This is a genomic window from Nocardia cyriacigeorgica NBRC 100375 (genome assembly GCF_000308555.1).
GTDB classification, from domain to species: Bacteria; Actinomycetota; Actinomycetes; order Mycobacteriales; family Mycobacteriaceae; genus Nocardia; species Nocardia cyriacigeorgica.
In genome coordinates, this window is record NZ_BAFY01000138.1 from 1 (window position 1) to 16,148 (window position 16,148).

Sequence of the window (16,148 nt, forward strand, 5' to 3'; positions counted from 1 at the left end):
GTCGGTCGACCAGCGCTGCACGGAATCGGCGGCCGCGGCCACCACGAGCTCACCGGCCTCCCAGACCGCGTACGACGCCGGGGCGCCCGGCACGAGCGTGCCGGCGACGCCGTCGCGGACCCCGCCCGCGCGCCAGGCGCCCCTGGTGGCCGCGGCGAAGGCCGCACGTGGCGACACCCCGTGACCGGGCGTGCGATGCTCGGCGGCGGCGCGCACGGCGGCCCAGGGATCGAGGGCGGTGACCGGAGCGTCGGAGCCGATGGCCAGCGAGATACCCGCCGAGGCCATGGCCGCGAACGGATTCAGCCGGGCGGCGCGTTCGGCGCCGAGGCGTTGCGCGTACATGCCGTCGGGGCCGCCCCACGCGGCATCGAACGCCGGCTGCACGCTCGCGATGACGCCCCATGCCGCCAGTTTCGTGATCTGGTCGGCGTCGATCATCTCCGCGTGCTCGATCCGGTGTCCGCGCGCGGCCACGGCCGGTCCGCCCAGTTCGTCGACCACGGCACCGAAACCGGCGATCACGGCGTCCATCGCGGCATCGCCGATGACATGGAAGCCGGCCTGGATCCCGGCTTCGGTACAGGCCCGCACATGCGCGGCGATCGACTCGGCGTCCAGGTAGCCGAATCCGGCGCCGTCGCCGTCGGCGTAGGGTTCGCGCAGCCAGGCGGTGCGCGAACCGAGCGAACCGTCGACGAACAGGTCACCGGCCAGCGCGTGCACGCCGAGGTCGGCGACCAGCGCACGCGCGTGTTCCGCGCTGGTCACGGCCTCGCCCCAGTTGACACGGACCTCGACGCCGTGGTCGAACGCGAGTAGTTCGCGCACATCGGCCGCGCCGGAGATCTCCGGGCCCGCGCATTCGTGCACGGCGACGATGCCGTGCGCGGCGGTGTGATCGAGGGCCGCGCGCCGGGCGGCATCGCGCTGGTCACGGTCGAGCGCGGCCAGTGCCGCCGCGCGCACCAGATGGTGGGCCTGCGCGCGCAACGGTGCGCTGCGGCTGAATCCCGTGACGGAGGTCAGGCCGGGTACGGCATCCAGGACGGCGGTGGAGACCACCGCGGAGTGGGCGTCGACGCGCGAGAGATAGACGTGTCTGCCCGCGTCGGCGCCGAGCGCGGCATCGATGTCGGCCGCGCTGGGTGGCCGTTGTTCGGGCCAGCCGGTCTCGTCCCAGCCGTCGCCGATGATCACCGCGCCGGGGTGGGCGGCGGCGAACGCGCTGAGCAGTTCCATGCAGTGCGTGAGCGAACGCGCGCCCGACAGATCGAGTCCGGCCAGTTGCAGTCCGAGGGCGGTGGTGTGCAGGTGCGGTTCCACGAAGGCCGGTGCGACGAAAGCACCGTCCAGGTCGATGATCTCGGCATCGGGGTGCAATGCGCGGCCCACTCGGTCGGCGCCCAGCCACACCACGGTGCCGTCGGTGACCGCCATCGCGGTCGCGTCCGGGGAACTGGAACTGTAGATACGACCACCGACCAGCAACTGGGTACTCACGGTCGACCAGTCTGCCAGTGCCGCATCCGCGCACGGGCACCGGCGGGTGCGGTGCCGATCACCTCGCCGCGCCGCGCTCGCCGACGGTCTCAGGCACCGCCGATGGCGCGCCGGGTACCGGGGCGCGGGTCGTCGTACCACTCGGTGACGACGACGCCGTCGACCACATCGTCGCCGTCGATCACCACGCCGCGATACGGCATCCGAGCGGCCACCCGCTGCATCCGGCGCGCGGTCACCGCCGCCAGCAGCGGCCGCAGCAGCGCCCGGGTCGGCGGCAGGAGCAGCAACAGCCCGAACACCGAGGTGACCAGGCCCGGCACGAACATCAAGACGCTGCCGGTGGCCACCAGCGCACCGTCGGCGACGGCGGTACCAGGCGCGATCTCCCCACGTCCGGCGCGGCGGAATTGCTCGAACACCCGCCTGCCCTGCGAGCCGATGAGCAGCATCCCCGCCGCGGAGCAGGCGATGAGCACGAGGATCGCGGGCATGACGCCGATCCACTGCGCGACACCGACGAAGGCGGCGATCTCGACGACGAGGTAGGCGAGGAAAACAACTGCGGGCATGACGTTCCTTCCGGACGATCTACCCTCTCAACGTCCGGTCGCCCGGATTTTCTCCCGGCGGGCGCGTCAGGTTGCCGAATTCACCCGCCGGGGCGGACGAGCCCGGTCTCATAGGCGAGCACCACCGCTTGCACCCGGTCGCGCAGGCCCAGTTTGGTCAGCACCCGTCCGACGTGGGTTTTCACCGTCGCTTCGGACAGGAACAGCTGTGCGGCGATCTCGGCGTTGGAGCGGCCGGCGGCAATCTGTTCGAGTACTTCACGTTCGCGCGCGGTCAGCACGTCGAGGACGCCGGGATCGCGAGTGCGGCCCGGATTCTCGCTGATCATGCGGTCGAGCAGGCGTTTGGTGACCTTCGGTGAGACCACCGCGTCACCGGCGGCGACGCTGCGGATCGCCGAGATCAGGTCCTCGGGTGGGGTGTCCTTGAGCAGGAAGCCGCTCGCGCCGGCGCGCAGGGCGCCGAGGGCGTGTTCATCGAGATCGAAGGTGGTCATCACCAGGACCCGGCTACCGTGCCCGGCTTCCACGATCTGCGTCGTGGCGGTGACGCCGTCGACGACCGGCATCCGCACGTCCATCAGCACGACATCGGGTCGCAGCTCACTGGCCTGGGTCACCGCGAGCGCGCCGTTGGCGGCCTCGCCGATCACTTCGATGTCGGGGTGTGCGCCGAGCACCATCTTCAGGCCCATGCGCATGAGTTCCTGGTCGTCGACGACGAGAACGGTGATCGGCACGCACCACAGCGTAGTGGGCTCGCGGGTAGGCGGCGGGCGGTGGCCGGATCAGTCGGGCTGGACCAACGGGATGGTCGCTCGTACCCGCCACGAGCCGTCGGGGGCGCGCCCTGCCTCCATGCTTCCCCCGAGCACCGCGACTCGTTCGCGCATACCGGCCAGCCCGAGTCCGCTGCCGGTGATGCGGTTCTCCGGTTCCTCGACGGGCACGCCACCGGAGTCGGTGACCTCGATGAGAACATCGTCGTCGCGGCGCTGCACCCGCACCCAGGCCTTCGGGTGCGCGCCGGCGTGGCGCAGGGTGTTGGTCAGCGATTCCTGCACGATGCGGTGCACGCCGAGGCTGATCTCGGGGGCGATGTCGTCGAGCTCGCCGGTCATCTCCAGTTCCACCGCCAGGCCGGTGCCGCGCATCATCTCCACCACCTTCGCCAAACCCGCGGTGCCGTGCTGGGGCAGCTGGTCGGGTGCGTGCTCGGTGCGCAGCAGCGCGACGGTGCGGCGCAGTTCGCGCAGCGCTTCGCGGCCGGTCGCGGCGATGGTGGTGACGGCCTGCTCGGCGGCGTCGGGATCGTGGCGCAGCGCGTATTTCGCGCCGTCGGCCTGCACGATGATGACGCTGACCGCATGGGCGACCACATCGTGTAGTTCGCGGGCGATGCGGGTGCGTTCGGCCGAGACAGCGTCGTGGGCGCGCCGTTCCCGGTCGTAGTCGGCGACCGCGAGGCGGGCGGCGACCTCGGTGTCGTAGGCGTGGCGGGCGCCGATGAATTCGGCCAGGGTCCAGCACAGCGCGTACAGCACGATGACGAAGGCCAGATCGGTGCCGGCCGGGAACCCGGTCGCCAGCATGGACAGCCCGGTGTCGAGAGCCAGGCCGGCCAGCAACAGCAGCCCTTCGCGGCGACCCACATAGGCCACCAGCGTGTAGAGCATGATGCCGAGTCCGAGCAGTGCGACATGCTCGGACTCCTCCTCGGTGAGATAGCTGACGGCGGTGGTGGTGATCGACAGCCCGAGCATGGCGGCCGCCATGAGCCGCGGATAGACCCGGCGCAGAATCATCGGCAGCGGCAACACCAGCGACAGCGCCACGAAGGCGACCTTGTTGTGCGCGGTGGAGACGCCGAGGACGTCGAGCACCAGCAACACACCGGCCAGCATCGAGTCGGCGACGATCGGCTTGCCGCGAAGCCACAGACTGAACCTGCGCATGCCGTTCAGCGTATGGGTGGCCGCGGGACCGGCCGGCGACGGCGCGCACGCCGGCCGACCCGGCGCACCGGTCATGGGATGTTTCTGGTTCGCTTGCTGCGTGGAGATCACCGACTGGGCGGTTCTGTTGACCGCGGCGACGGCCGCGGGCTGGGTGGATGCCGTGGTCGGCGGCGGCGGTTTGATCGTGTTGCCGACCCTGCTGCTGGTGGCGCCAGGCATCGCGCCGCAGACGGCGCTCGGCACCAACAAGCTCTCGGCGGTGGCGGGCACGACCGCGGCGGTGGTGACCTTCTCCCGGAAGGTGCCGATCCGTTGGCGAGTGCTGCTGCCCGCGGCGCTGATCTCGGCGGTGGCGGCGGCGACCGGTGCGGCCGCGGTCTCGCTGATCGATCGGGAGCTGTTCATACCGATCGTGCTGGTAGTCCTGGTGGGGGTGGCGGTCTTCGTCACCGCACGGCCGTCGGTCGGGGTCACCCTCGCCACGCATCCGCCGACTCGGCGCAAGTTCATCCTGGTGGTGGGGCTGGCGGCCGGGCTGATCGGCTTCTACGACGGGCTACTCGGGCCGGGCACCGGCACCTTTCTCATCATCACCTTCGCCACACTGCTCGGCACCGAATTCGTGCGGGCCGCGGCGATGGCCAAGGTGATCAACTGCGGATCGAATGTGGGCGCGCTGATCTTCTTCGGCGCGACCGGGCACATCCTGTGGGCGCTGGGCGCGGCGATGGCGGTGGGCAATATCGCGGGCGCGGTGGTCGGGTCGCGGATGGCGTTGAGCCGCGGCGCGGAATTCGTCCGGGTGGTGTTGCTGGTGGTCGTGATCGCGATGGTGCTGCGGCTGGGCTGGCAGCAGTTCGGCTGACGCTCAGACCCGGGCGAGCCAGGGACGCAGCACCTCGGAGGTGGTCTCGTGGATCTTGCGCTGCAACCGTTCGCCGTCCTCGATGCCGATCTGCGGGCCCTGGAACAGCACCGTCAACGCACCCGACACCGCGCCCACCACGGCACCGACCAGTGCCGCCGCGCCGACCTCGTCGAATTCGGCCGGGAACGCCGCATGAAGTTGCCTGGCTATCTCGCGCTGGGCGACCAGCTGCGCGTGCGCCGCGCGGCCACTCACCGCGGGCACGGTGCGCGAGACCTGGGCCCGCAGGGCGGCGATCCGGGCGTAGAGATCGTCGATGAGATGTTCGCCGGGATTGTCGCCGGCCGCGCGTAAGGCGCGTAACAGCACTTCCACCGGCCGCTCCCCCGGCCGCCGCGAAGCGATCGCCACCACGGCAGCCCGCACTCGATCGTCGGGTTCGGGGAACAGCAACTCTTCCTTACTGGCGAAATAGTTGAAGAAGGTGCGCGTGCCCACCTCGGCGACGGCGGCGATATCGGCCACGGTCGTCTCTTCGTAGCCTCTGGTCTCGAACAGTTCGACAGCGGCCTCGAGCAGGGCGCGGCGGGTACGTTCTCGTTTGCGATCACGGAGGGCGGAAGGCGGCACGCGGGCACAGTACGACATCTGCTCGCGCGGGCGTGGTAGGCGCGAGCGCCGCGTCCCGGTTCGATACCACTGCGCACAGCAACTATTCGGCGGCGGCTGTCGGTGGCACCGGCTACCGTGTGCTGGGTGAGCATCCCGACTTCCCACGAGGGCAGCGGATCCGGCCGCCCGCACTACGGCGTGGACGCCGAATTCACCTCGCTGCCATTGGCCGCGCTGGCCGACGCCGCGCTCGCGGCCGCCACCGCGGCCGGCGCCTCGCACGCGGATCTGCGGGTGCATCGCCTGGTCACCCAATCCATCCGGTTGCGCGACGGGCGCGTGGAATCGGTCGCCGACTCCGCCGAACTCGGGCTGGCGGTACGGGTGATCGTCGATGGCACCTGGGGTTTCGCCTCGCACGCCGCGCTCACGCCCGATTCGGCTGCCGAGGTCGCGCGCCGCGCCGTCACCGTGGCCACCACCTTGCGCGCGCTCAACCGCGAACGGGTGGAGCTGGCCGCCGAACCGCGCTATGACGGGGTGGAGTGGGTCTCGGCCTACGATCTCGACCCGTTCACGGTGCCGACCACCGACAAAGTGGCGCTGTTGCAGGAGTATTCGCAGCGGCTGTCGGCCGCCGACGGCGTCGACCACGTCACGGCCTCGGTCTTGCAGGTCAAAGAGCAAACCTTCTACGCCGACACCGCGGGCTCCTCGATCACCCAGCAGCGGGTGCGGTTGCATCCGCAGTTCGAAGCCATCACCGTCGACGCGGCGGCCGGGGTGTTCGAGACCATGCGCACCCTGGCCGCGCCGGCGGGTCGCGGCTGGGAGTACGTCACCGGCGCCGACGGAATCTGGGACTGGGCAGGCGAACTCGCCCGGATGCCGGAGTGGCTGGCCGAGAAGGTGAAGGCGCCCAGCGTCGTCGCCGGGCCCACCGACCTGGTCATCGATCCGACCAATCTGTGGCTCACCATCCACGAATCCATCGGCCACGCGACCGAATACGACCGGGCCATCGGCTACGAATCCGCCTACGCGGGCACCTCGTTCGCCACACCCGACCTGCTGGGCATGCTGCGGTACGGCAGCCCGATCATGCACGTCACCGGCGACCGCACCGAACCGCACGGACTGGCCACCGTCGGCTACGACGACGAAGGCGTCGCGGGCCAGCGCTGGGACCTGGTGCGCGACGGGCTCCTGGTCGGGTATCAGCTCGATCGGGTGTTCGCGCCGCGCCTCGGTCTCGAGCGTTCCAATGGCTGTTCCTACGCGGATTCACCGCACCACGTGCCGATCCAGCGGATGGCCAATGTGTCGCTGCAACCGGACCCGCACCGCGACACCAGCACCGACGAGCTGATCTCGCGGGTCGAGGACGGCATCTACATCGTGGGCGACAAATCCTGGTCGATCGATATGCAGCGCTACAACTTCCAGTTCACCGGTCAGCGGTTCTTCCGCATCCGCGACGGGAAACTGGACGGGCAGCTGCGTGATGTCGCCTACCAGGCCACCACCACCGATTTCTGGGGTGCGATGGAGGCCGTCGGCGGTCCGTCCACCTGGCAGCTCGGTGGCGCGTTCAACTGCGGCAAGGCACAGCCCGGTCAGGTCGCGGCGGTCAGTCACGGCTGCCCGTCGATCCTGGTGCGCGGCATCAATGTTCTCAACACGCGGACGGAGGCGGGGCAGTGAACGGGACCGGCGCGGCGATGGTGCCCGGTGGGGCGGTAGTCGAGCAGGCGCTGGCGCTGTCGAAGGCCGACGAGGCGATGGTCATCGTCACCGACGCGCACGAAGCGTCCTTGCGCTGGGCGGGCAATTCGATGACCACCAACGGGTCGTCGGTCTCGCGGCAGTGGGCGGTGGTGTCGGTGTTCCGGGAGGGACCCCACCTGGCCCGCGTCGGCAGCATCAGCGCCACCAGCGTGGACGGCGCCGATATCGAGGCGGTGGTCCGCGCCAGTGAGCAGGCCGCGCGCACGGCCGAACCGGCGCGCGACGCGATGCCGTTACTGGAGCCGGACGAGGCCTCGGACGCGCCGGACTGGGCGGGCGAACCCGGCCGCACCGGAATCGAGGTCTTCACCGGGCTGGCCGCCGACCTCGCCCGCGGGTTCGACGGCACCGACACCCTCTACGGTTTCGCCCATCACCAGATGCACACCACCTGGCTCGGGACCTCCACCGGTCTGCGTCGCCGCTACGTGCAGCCCACCGGTTCGGTGGAGATCAACGGCAAGCGCGGCACCGGCGCTGATCTGGCCAGCGCCTGGGTGGGCGTCGGCACCAGCGATTTCACCGATGTGGACACCCCCGGGCTGCTGACGGAGCTGTCACGGCGATTGGATTGGTCGGCGCGGCGGGTGGAGCTGCCTGCCGGGCGGTACGAGACGTTGCTGCCGCCGTCGGCGGTGGCCGATCTCATGATCTATCTGGCGTGGACGATGGAGGGGCGCGGCGCGCACGAGGGTCACACCGCCTTGTCACGGCCGGGCGGCACCCGTATCGGTGAGCGGCTCACCGAGCTTCCGCTCACCTTGTATTCGGATCCGAGTGCGAGCGGTCTCGAATACCGCCCGTTCGTCGCCACGCCTGCCTCCTCGGAGGCACTGTCGGTGTTCGACAACGGACTGTCCGCCCAACGGGTGAACTGGCTGCGCGAGGGTGTCATCGAATCGCTGGTCTACCCACGCGCCACCGCCGCCGAATTCGACGCTCCCACCACCGTCCCCGGCGAGAACCTGCTGTTGACCGGTGGTTCCGACGCCACCCTCGAGGACATGATCAACCGCACCGAACGCGGCCTGCTGCTCACCACGCTGTGGTACATCCGCGAGGTCGACCCGGCCACTTTGCTGCTGACCGGCCTCACCCGCGACGGCGTCTACCTGATCGAGAACGGCGAAGTCACCGCAGCCGTCAACAACTTCCGCTTCAACGAAAGCCCCCTCGATCTGCTGCGTCGCACCACCGAAGCCGGCGCGACAACCCTCACCCTCCCCCGCGAATGGAAAGACTGGTTCACCCGAACCGCCATGCCCCCACTCCGCATCCCCGACTTCCACATGTCCTCGGTCAGCCAGGCCACCTGATGGCCCCGATGCCGTGTCCTCCCATCAGCTCGGGCGGACTCCACGTCTCGTGACAAGACAGGGTGACCGCCGGTCATCGCTTGTTCGGCGATGACTGGCGGCAGCGCACCATCATGGCTCAGACTGCCGGAGTGATTTCGATGCCGATGGTGCCGGATTTGCCGCGGCGGAGGTTACTGCCGAGGATCACGAGGGGGCCGAGTAGGAAGTACTTTTTGCGCAGCAACCGGCGGACGTTTTCGGTCTCATCGGCGTCGAGGATGCGGGCGGTGCCGTCGATGGGGGTGCCGTGGGGGGTGCCTTTGGCGTTGCAGGGTTGGAGGGTGACCGACGGGTTGCGGCGCAGGCGTTTGACTTTCCAGCTGTCGGTGACGGTCCAGACGAAGATCTTGCCCCTGTCGGCGGCGGCCCACAGCGGGGTGGGCACCGGGGTGCCGTCCTTGCGGAAGGTGGTCAACAGGACGTAGTCGGCCTTTTCGACAGCTGTGCGCGCATCGCTCATATGGGCAAGGGTAGGCGATGGGCGCGCTGCTCACTCGTCGTCGGCCATGCGGTACTCCCCCGCTTCCAGCCGGGCCAGCACCCCCGAGGTCCAGCCGGACAGGTTCTCGAACACGCCGCTCCACAATTCCAGCAGGTCGGTCGCGTGCGGGGCAGAGTATCGGCCGGGAAATTCCGGGGCCATGGCGAGCAGGTCGTCGCGTATCTCCCGGCTGCGCCGGCGTTGTTCGCGGAGCTTGGCGATCACGTCCGCACGCGGCAATGCGTCCATGAACGCGATCGCCGCGCCGAGTTCCTCCATGTCCACGCTGACGAGGGCCTCCTCGAGGAGCGTGCGGAACTCGTCCTCGCCGGAGGCGGTGAGCTCGAACATCGTCCGGCCCGGCCCATGGCTACTGCCCTCGGTTCCGAGCGCCCGCAACTTGCCTTCCTGGGTCAGCTGTTTGAGCGCGTGGTAGATCGAACCGGGTTTGACGTTGGTCCAGGTGTCGGCCCGCCAGGACAGCAACTCCTGCCGCACCGCGTACCCATGGGTGGGCTGCTGCCTGCGCATGACACCGAGCACCAACAGCCGCACCGTTGACATCGGACTCCTTCCGGCGGGCTGGACTTCTACCGCCGAGCCGCTCCCCGCATGGTAGTCAAACTTGATCTCAGGTCCATGCAGGCGGCCCCCGAAAAGGCCGAATCACACTGAGGTACCGGGCCGAGGGCAGACCCCTCGGCCCTCTCATCGGCGCCAGTACTCAAGTTTGACTTCCCAACTCCCCGCAACCTACAGTCGGGTAGTCAAACTTGATTACGGAGGCCCCGAATGGACGACACCGCCGTCCCCATACTCCTGACCAGCGACCTCACCCGGACCATGGAGTTCTATCGCGCACTCGGCTATACCGTCACCCACGAACAGACCCGCCCCTACCTCTACGGCGCGATCGAAGCGAACGGATGCGCCCTGCATTTCATCTCCACGCCCCGCGACACCGATCTCCCGGCGGAATCGATGGGCTGCCTGGTGATGGTCGACGATATCGCCGGGCGACACAAGGAATTCACCGCCGGGCTGCGTGCGCACGTGGGAAAGGTGCCCGCGAAAGGCCGGCCACGCATCACCCGATTCCGTCCGGGGCAATCCCGATTCACCCTTGTCGACCCGGACGGCAATTCCATCATCTATATCCAATACGACGAACCGATGAAGCTCGAATACGGCGGGTCCGAGCGCCTGTCCGGATTGGCGAAGGTACTCGACAACGCGCGGATTCTGCGCGATTTCAAAAACGACGACAAGGCTGCCGCCCGGGTACTGGAAGTGGGCATCGGCCGGTACCGGGCGACCGCGCCCGCCGTCGACCTCGCCCGCGCGTGGGCCGCGCTCACCGAGATCGCCGTGGCGGCGGGCGATGAGCAGCGAGCGAGCTCCTATCGCGACGAGATGCGCGCGGTACCCCTCACCGAGGATGAGCGCACAGCCATCGCGGCCGATGCGAATGCGAGCGAGGCGCTGCGGGACTGGCTCGGCGAGCGCCAGTGAATCGCCACGCGATCACGCGGCCACGGTGAGGATTCGCGGGCCATCCTCGGTGACGGCGATGGTGTGCTCGGAATGCGCCGTGCGTGAACCATCGGCCGATCGGATCGTCCACCCATCGGGGTCGGTGACGATGCGGTCGGTGGTCCGCGCGAACCATGGCTCGATGGCGATGGTCAGCCCGGGCCGCAGCGGAAATCCGCGGCCCGCGCGACCGACATTGGAGACGTGCGGGTCTTCGTGCATGGTGCGCCCGAGTCCGTGTCCGCCGAATTCGGTGTTGACCGGATATCCGTAGGCGGCGGCGACCGCCGAGATGGCGGCGGAGACGTCGCCGATCCGGTTACCCGGCTGCGCCACCTGGATCGCGGCTTCGAGGGCCTCCTCGGTCGCCCGCACCAGCCGCAGGTCCTCCTCGGCAGCGGTGCCGACGACCACGGTGGTCGCCGCGTCCGCGACCCAGCCGTCGATGGAGACGGCGAGATCCATCGTCAGCACATCGCCGTCGCGCAACGTGTAGTCGAATGGAAGTCCGTGCAGCACAGCATCGTTCACCGACAGGCAGACAGTGTTGCGGAACGGCCCGCGGCCGAACGACGGCGCGTAGTCCCAGTAGCACGACTGCGCACCACGCCGGCGGATCCGCTCGCGCACCACCGCCTCGAGTTCCAGCAGATTCACTCCGACGGCCGCGCGTTCACGCAACTCGGCCAAGGTCTCGGCGACGAACCGTCCCGTCACCGCCATCCGCTCGATCTCCTCGGGCGACTTCAACTCGACCATCACAACCTCCACATCGACATCATCGGTATTTTAATACCAGATTGCGGTATTTAAATACCAGCCGTAGGGTGGTCGCATGGTTCGTCTGCCCTTGACTCCCGCCCAAGTGGAGGCCGGTCGCCGGCTCGGTGCCCGGTTACGGGAAGCACGCGGTGCCCGCGATCTCGCCGGCGTCGCGCGCGCGGCGGGCATCTCGCCGGAAACCCTGCGCAAGATCGAAACCGGCCGTCTGCCCTCCCCCGCGTTCGGCACGGTGGTGGCGCTCAGTCAGGTGCTGGATCTGCCGCTGGACGAGCTGGCCGCGATCTGGTTGTCCGGCAGCCTCGCCGCCTCGGCCTGAGATCAGTCCGCGCGCGCACTGAGTGCGATGCCCACCGAGGCATCGGCGCCGAGCACCAGCTTGTGGCCACGGATCGCGAGGGCGCCCAGCAGGCCGTATTTGTGGGCGAGCACGTCGCGGACGTGCTCGGTGCCATCGGCATCGAGCAGCGTCGCGGTCGCGGCATGGACCTCGCCGTCATCGGTGCGGCCGCGGTTATCGCAGGGCTGCACGGTCACCCGCGGATTTCGGCGCAGCCGCTTGACCTTCCACGACTTCCGGTTGGTCCACACCAGGATCCGGTCGCCGTCGGACGCCAGCCAGACCGGCGTTCCCACCGGCGTGCCGTCCTTCTTATACGTCGTGAGCAGCGCGTATTTGCTGGTTGCCAGTTCGTTCCAGGTCATACCGGCAACGGTAGGGCGGCGGAAGAACCCATACATCCGCCCTGAGTCAGATTCGCAGCTACGCCCGGAGACGTAGCGATCCGGCTACGGCTCCGGCGCCCGCTGCTGCTACTCGAGCTCGCCCTCGGTCTCCAGATAGATCTGACGCAGCCGATCCAGCGTCTCCTGCTCCGGCGCGTCCCAGAGCTTGCGCTCGGCCGCCTCGAGCAGACGTTCGGCGATGCCATGGAGCGCCCACGGATTGGACTGCTCCATGAACCGGCGGTTGACCTCGTCGAAGACGTAGCTTTCGGCCAACTTCTCATACATCCAGTCCGCGACCACGTCAGTGGTGGCGTCGTAGCCGAACAGGTAGTCCACGGTCGCCGCCATCTCGAACGCGCCCTTGTACCCGTGCCTGCGCATGGCCTCGAGCCAGCGCGGATTCACCACGCGGGCCCGGAACACCCGGGCGGTCTCCTCGGACAGGGTGCGGGTGCGCACCGCGTCGGGGCGGGTGCTGTCGCCGATGTAGGCCTCGGGGTTCTTGCCGGTCAGCGCGCGCACCGTGGCGACCATGCCGCCGTGGAACTGGAAGTAGTCGTCGGAGTCGGCGATATCGTGCTCGCGGGTGTCGGTGTTCTTGGCGGCCACGGTGATTCGCCGGTACGCGGTGCGCATATCGTCGGCGGCGGGGGCGCCGTCGAGGTCGCGGCCATAGGCGTAACCGCCCCAGGTGGTGTACACCTGCGCGAGGTCGTCATCGGTGCGCCAGCTCTTGGAGTCGATGAGCTGCAACAACCCGGCGCCGTAGGTGCCGGGCTTGGAGCCGAAGATGCGGGTGGTGGCGCGGCGTTCGTCGCCGTGGTCGGCGAGGTCGGCCTGGGCGTGTGCCCGCACGTAGTTCGACTCGGCCGGTTCATCGAGGCCGGCCACCAGACGGACCGCGTCGTCGAGCAGGGCCAGCACGTGCGGGAACGCGTCACGGAAGAAGCCGGAGATGCGGACGGTGACGTCGATGCGCGGACGGCCGAGCTCCTCGACGGAGATCACCTCCAGCGTGGTGACGCGGCGACTGGCCTCGTCCCACACCGGTCGCACGCCGAGCAGCGCGAGCACCTCGGCGATGTCATCGCCTGAGGTCCGCATCGCGGAGGTGCCCCACACCGACAGGCCCACCGAGCGCGGGTATTCGCCGTGATCGGCCAGGTAGCGCTCGAGCAGCGAATCGGCCATCGCCTGACCGGTCTCCCAGGCCAGCCGCGACGGCACCGCCTTCGGGTCGACGGAGTAGAAGTTGCGACCGGTGGGCAACACGTTGATCAGGCCACGCAACGGGGATCCGCTCGGCCCCGCCGGGATGAAGCCGCCGTCGAGGGCGTGCAGGACGCGGGCGATCTCGATGCCGGTCTCGCGCAGGCGCGGCACCACTTCGGTAGCGGCGAACCGCAGCACGGACTTCACCGCCTCCACGCGACCACCGGCGACGATCGCGGTCGCGAAGTCGTTCACCAACGGCTCGACCGCATCCACCGACCAGTTCTCGGCCTGCAACGCGGCGAGCAGCTCGCGCGCACGGGCTTCCACCACATCGACCCGCGCGCGGTCCTCGTCTCCTGCTTCGCTGAGCCCCAGGGCTTCTCGCAGGCCCGGCACGTTCTGCTCACCACCCCACAGCTGACGGGCGCGCAGCATGGCCAGGACCAGGTCCAGCTCGACGTCACCTTCCGGTGCCTGGCCGAGCACGTGCAGCCCGTCGCGGATCTGTACGTCTTTGATCTCGCACAGCCAGCCGTCGACGTGCAGCAGCATGTCGTCGAAGGAGTCTTCGTCGGGCCGTTCCGCCAGGCCGAGGTCGTGGTCCATTTTCGCCGCCCGCATGAGCGTCCAGATCTGCTGGCGGATGGCGGGCAGCTTGGCCGGGTCGAGGGCGGAGATATTGGCGTGCTCGTCGAGCAACTGCTCGAGTCGCGAGATGTCGCCGTAGCTTTCGGCGCGCGCCATCGGCGGAATCAGGTGGTCGACGAGGGTGGCGTGCGCGCGGCGTTTGGCCTGGGTGCCTTCGCCGGGGTCGTTGACCAGGAACGGGTAGATCAGCGGCAGGTCACCGAGGGCGGCGTCGGTGCCACAGGAGGCCGACATGCCGAGTGTCTTGCCGGGCAGCCATTCCAGGTTGCCGTGCTTACCCAGGTGCACCATGGCGTCGGCGCCGAATCCGCCCGCCGACTCCGGCGCCGACAGCCAGCGGTAGGCGGCCAGGTAATGGTGGCTCGGCGGCAGGTCGGGGTCGTGGTAGATGGCTACGGGGTTCTCGCCGAATCCGCGCGGCGGCTGCACCATCAGCACGATATTGCCGAAACGCAATGCGGCGATGACGATTTCGCCGGACGGGTCGCCGGAGCGGTCCACATACAGCTCGCCGGGCGGCGGGCCCCACGCCTCGATCACGGCCTCGCGCAAGTCATCGGGCAACCCCTCGAACCACGTGGTGTAGGTGGCGGCGCCGATGCGGATCGGGTTGCCCGCCAACTGTTCGGCGGTGAGCCAGTCCGGGTCCTGCCCGCCGGCGGCGATGAGCGCGTGGATCAAGGCGTCGCCGTCACGGTCGGTGAGACCGGGCACCTCGCTGGGATCACCCAGATCGTAACCGGCCCCACGCAATTCGGTGAGCAGCCGGATCGCGCTGGCGGGGGTGTCCAGGCCGACGGCATTGCCGATGCGGGCATGCTTCGTCGGATAGGCCGAGAGCATGATCGCGAGTCGCTTCTGCTCGGCGGGAATGTGACGCAGCCGCGCGTGCCGGGCCGCGATCCCGGCGACCCGCGCGGCCCGCTCGGGATCCGGCACGTAAGTGGACAGGCCGTCGGCATCGAATTCTTTGAACGAGAACGGCACCGTGATGATGCGGCCGTCGAATTCGGGCACTGCCACCTGAGTGGCCACGTCCAGTGGCGAGAGGCCGTCGTCGTTGGCTTCCCACTGCTCGCGGCCGGTGGTCAGGCACAGGCCCTGCAGGATCGGCACATCGAGTTCGGCGAGCGCGCCGACATCCCAGGCTTCGTCGTCGCCACCGGCCGAGGCGGTGGCGGGCTTGGTGCCGCCGGCGGCCAGCACCGTCACGACCAGGGCGTCCGCCGCGCGCAGGGTGTCGAGCAGGTCCGGCTCGGCGGTGCGCAGCGAGGCGCAGTACAGCGGCAGCGGGCGAGCACCGGCCTGCTCGATCGCGGTGCACAACGCATCGATGTAGGCGGTATTGCCGGCCAGGTGCTGGGCCCGGTAGTAGATGACCGCAACGGTCGGTCCGTCGACGTCGGCGGCCTCGCGTTCGAGCCGACCCCAGCTGGGCAGCTGCACCGGCGGCTCGAAGCCGTGGCCGGTGAGCAGCACGGTGTCGGAGAGGAAGTTGTGCAGCTGACGCAGATTCTCGGCACCGCCGGCCGCCAGGTAGTTGTGCGCATCGGCGGCGACACCGGCACGCACGGTCGAGCATTCCATCAGCTCGGCGTCGGGCGCCAGCTCACCGCCGAGGGCGACCATCGGCACACCGGCGGCGCGGACGGCGTCGAGTCCCTCTTCCCAGGCCCGCTTGCCGCCGAGGATCCGCACGATGACCAGGTCGGCGCCGTCGAGCAGGGCAGGCAGATCCTCCACCAGCAGCCGCGCCGGGTTGCCCCACCGGTAGTCGGCGCCGCTGGCGCGCGCGCTCAGCAGATCGGTGTCGGAGGTGGACAGCAGCAGGATCACAGGTGAGACCTTCCTCGGGTGACGCGCCCAGCGGGTGTGCGCTCGCCGGAGAGGGTCTGGCTGTTCACAGTGGCGCGACCGCACCGGAATTTCACCGGTTTCCTCATCGCCCGCCGAGCCCCCGGATGCTACCGCGCGGCGATCGGCCCGGACGGCGCGGCCTCATTGCCGCCCGGAGCGCGGCCGCCGCGCTGCTGCGACGGGATCTGTCGCGCACTCAGTGGTAGCCGCCGCCATGTCCGAGGTGATCCATCGTCAGGAGTAGGT

At 69.3% G+C, this 16,148-nt stretch carries 15 protein-coding genes; 5 read left to right on the top strand and 10 right to left on the bottom strand.

Annotated features, from left to right (window positions below):
• The 4 genes from RJ05_RS13575 to RJ05_RS13590 all read right to left on the bottom strand — a co-directional run.
• Positions 1–1,503: amidohydrolase (locus RJ05_RS13575; RefSeq protein WP_036537470.1), on the bottom strand; the 1,503-nt coding region annotated here is incomplete at its 3' end.
• An 89-nt stretch (positions 1,504–1,592) separates the two neighbouring features.
• On the bottom strand, positions 1,593–2,075 hold the full coding sequence (locus tag RJ05_RS13580) for an FxsA family protein (protein ID WP_036537472.1): 483 nt from the start codon (positions 2,073–2,075) through the stop codon (positions 1,593–1,595).
• Positions 2,076–2,155: 80 nt separating this feature from the next.
• Complete coding sequence (locus tag RJ05_RS13585; RefSeq protein ID WP_036537474.1) at positions 2,156–2,815, bottom strand: response regulator; 660 nt, start codon at positions 2,813–2,815, stop codon at positions 2,156–2,158.
• Between the two features lie 48 nt (positions 2,816–2,863).
• Positions 2,864–4,030 (bottom strand): sensor histidine kinase, encoded by a 1,167-nt coding sequence (locus RJ05_RS13590; RefSeq protein WP_036537511.1) that lies wholly within the window; start codon positions 4,028–4,030, stop codon positions 2,864–2,866.
• Positions 4,031–4,130: 100 nt separating this feature from the next.
• On the opposite strand from RJ05_RS13590, the gene RJ05_RS13595 reads away from it, so the two are divergent.
• Entirely contained in the window at positions 4,131–4,898 is a 768-nt protein-coding gene (locus tag RJ05_RS13595; protein WP_036537475.1) for a TSUP family transporter, read from the top strand.
• Between the two features lie 3 nt (positions 4,899–4,901).
• On the opposite strand, the gene RJ05_RS13600 is transcribed toward RJ05_RS13595, so the two are convergent.
• Entirely contained in the window at positions 4,902–5,531 is a 630-nt protein-coding gene (locus tag RJ05_RS13600) for a TetR/AcrR family transcriptional regulator (RefSeq protein WP_231855939.1), read from the bottom strand.
• Between the two features lie 180 nt (positions 5,532–5,711).
• Between RJ05_RS13600 and RJ05_RS13605 the strand changes: the two genes are divergently transcribed.
• Both RJ05_RS13605 and RJ05_RS13610 read left to right on the top strand, forming a co-directional pair.
• On the top strand, positions 5,712–7,217 hold the full coding sequence (locus tag RJ05_RS13605) for a TldD/PmbA family protein (protein ID WP_036537512.1): 1,506 nt from the start codon (positions 5,712–5,714) through the stop codon (positions 7,215–7,217).
• Between the two features lie 17 nt (positions 7,218–7,234).
• A complete protein-coding gene (locus RJ05_RS13610; RefSeq protein ID WP_036537514.1) occupies positions 7,235–8,617 on the top strand; it encodes a TldD/PmbA family protein in 1,383 nt (460 codons plus the stop codon).
• 118 nt (positions 8,618–8,735) lie between these two features.
• Here RJ05_RS13610 and RJ05_RS13615 read toward each other — a convergent pair whose 3' ends face one another.
• Together RJ05_RS13615 and RJ05_RS13620 are read right to left on the bottom strand one after the other, a co-directional pair.
• Complete coding sequence (locus RJ05_RS13615; RefSeq protein ID WP_036537476.1) at positions 8,736–9,119, bottom strand: PPOX class F420-dependent oxidoreductase; 384 nt, start codon at positions 9,117–9,119, stop codon at positions 8,736–8,738.
• A 30-nt stretch (positions 9,120–9,149) separates the two neighbouring features.
• Complete coding sequence (locus RJ05_RS13620; protein ID WP_036537478.1) at positions 9,150–9,704, bottom strand: PadR family transcriptional regulator; 555 nt, start codon at positions 9,702–9,704, stop codon at positions 9,150–9,152.
• A gap of 228 nt (positions 9,705–9,932) precedes the next feature.
• Here RJ05_RS13620 and RJ05_RS13625 point away from each other — a divergent pair, with 228 nt between their 5' ends.
• Complete coding sequence (locus RJ05_RS13625) at positions 9,933–10,652, top strand: DUF8817 family protein (protein ID WP_036537480.1); 720 nt, start codon at positions 9,933–9,935, stop codon at positions 10,650–10,652.
• Positions 10,653–10,664: 12 nt separating this feature from the next.
• Here the strand turns inward: RJ05_RS13625 and map are convergent, their stop codons facing one another.
• Positions 10,665–11,432 (bottom strand): type I methionyl aminopeptidase, encoded by a 768-nt coding sequence (gene map, locus RJ05_RS13630; protein WP_036537482.1) that lies wholly within the window; start codon positions 11,430–11,432, stop codon positions 10,665–10,667.
• Between the two features lie 76 nt (positions 11,433–11,508).
• Here map and RJ05_RS13635 point away from each other — a divergent pair, with 76 nt between their 5' ends.
• Positions 11,509–11,772, top strand: coding sequence for a helix-turn-helix transcriptional regulator (locus tag RJ05_RS13635; RefSeq protein WP_036537483.1), 264 nt, complete (start codon positions 11,509–11,511; stop codon positions 11,770–11,772).
• Between the two features lie 2 nt (positions 11,773–11,774).
• Here RJ05_RS13635 and RJ05_RS13640 read toward each other — a convergent pair whose 3' ends face one another.
• Both RJ05_RS13640 and cobN read right to left on the bottom strand, forming a co-directional pair.
• Positions 11,775–12,158: a PPOX class F420-dependent oxidoreductase gene (locus RJ05_RS13640; RefSeq protein WP_036537485.1), complete on the bottom strand. Its 384-nt coding sequence runs from the start codon at positions 12,156–12,158 to the stop codon at positions 11,775–11,777.
• Positions 12,159–12,266: 108 nt separating this feature from the next.
• The gene (cobN, locus tag RJ05_RS13645) at positions 12,267–15,881 is read right to left on the bottom strand and encodes a cobaltochelatase subunit CobN (protein ID WP_036537486.1); all 3,615 of its coding nucleotides are present in this window, start codon (positions 15,879–15,881) and stop codon (positions 12,267–12,269) included.
• Between the last annotated feature and the right edge of the window lie 267 nt (positions 15,882–16,148).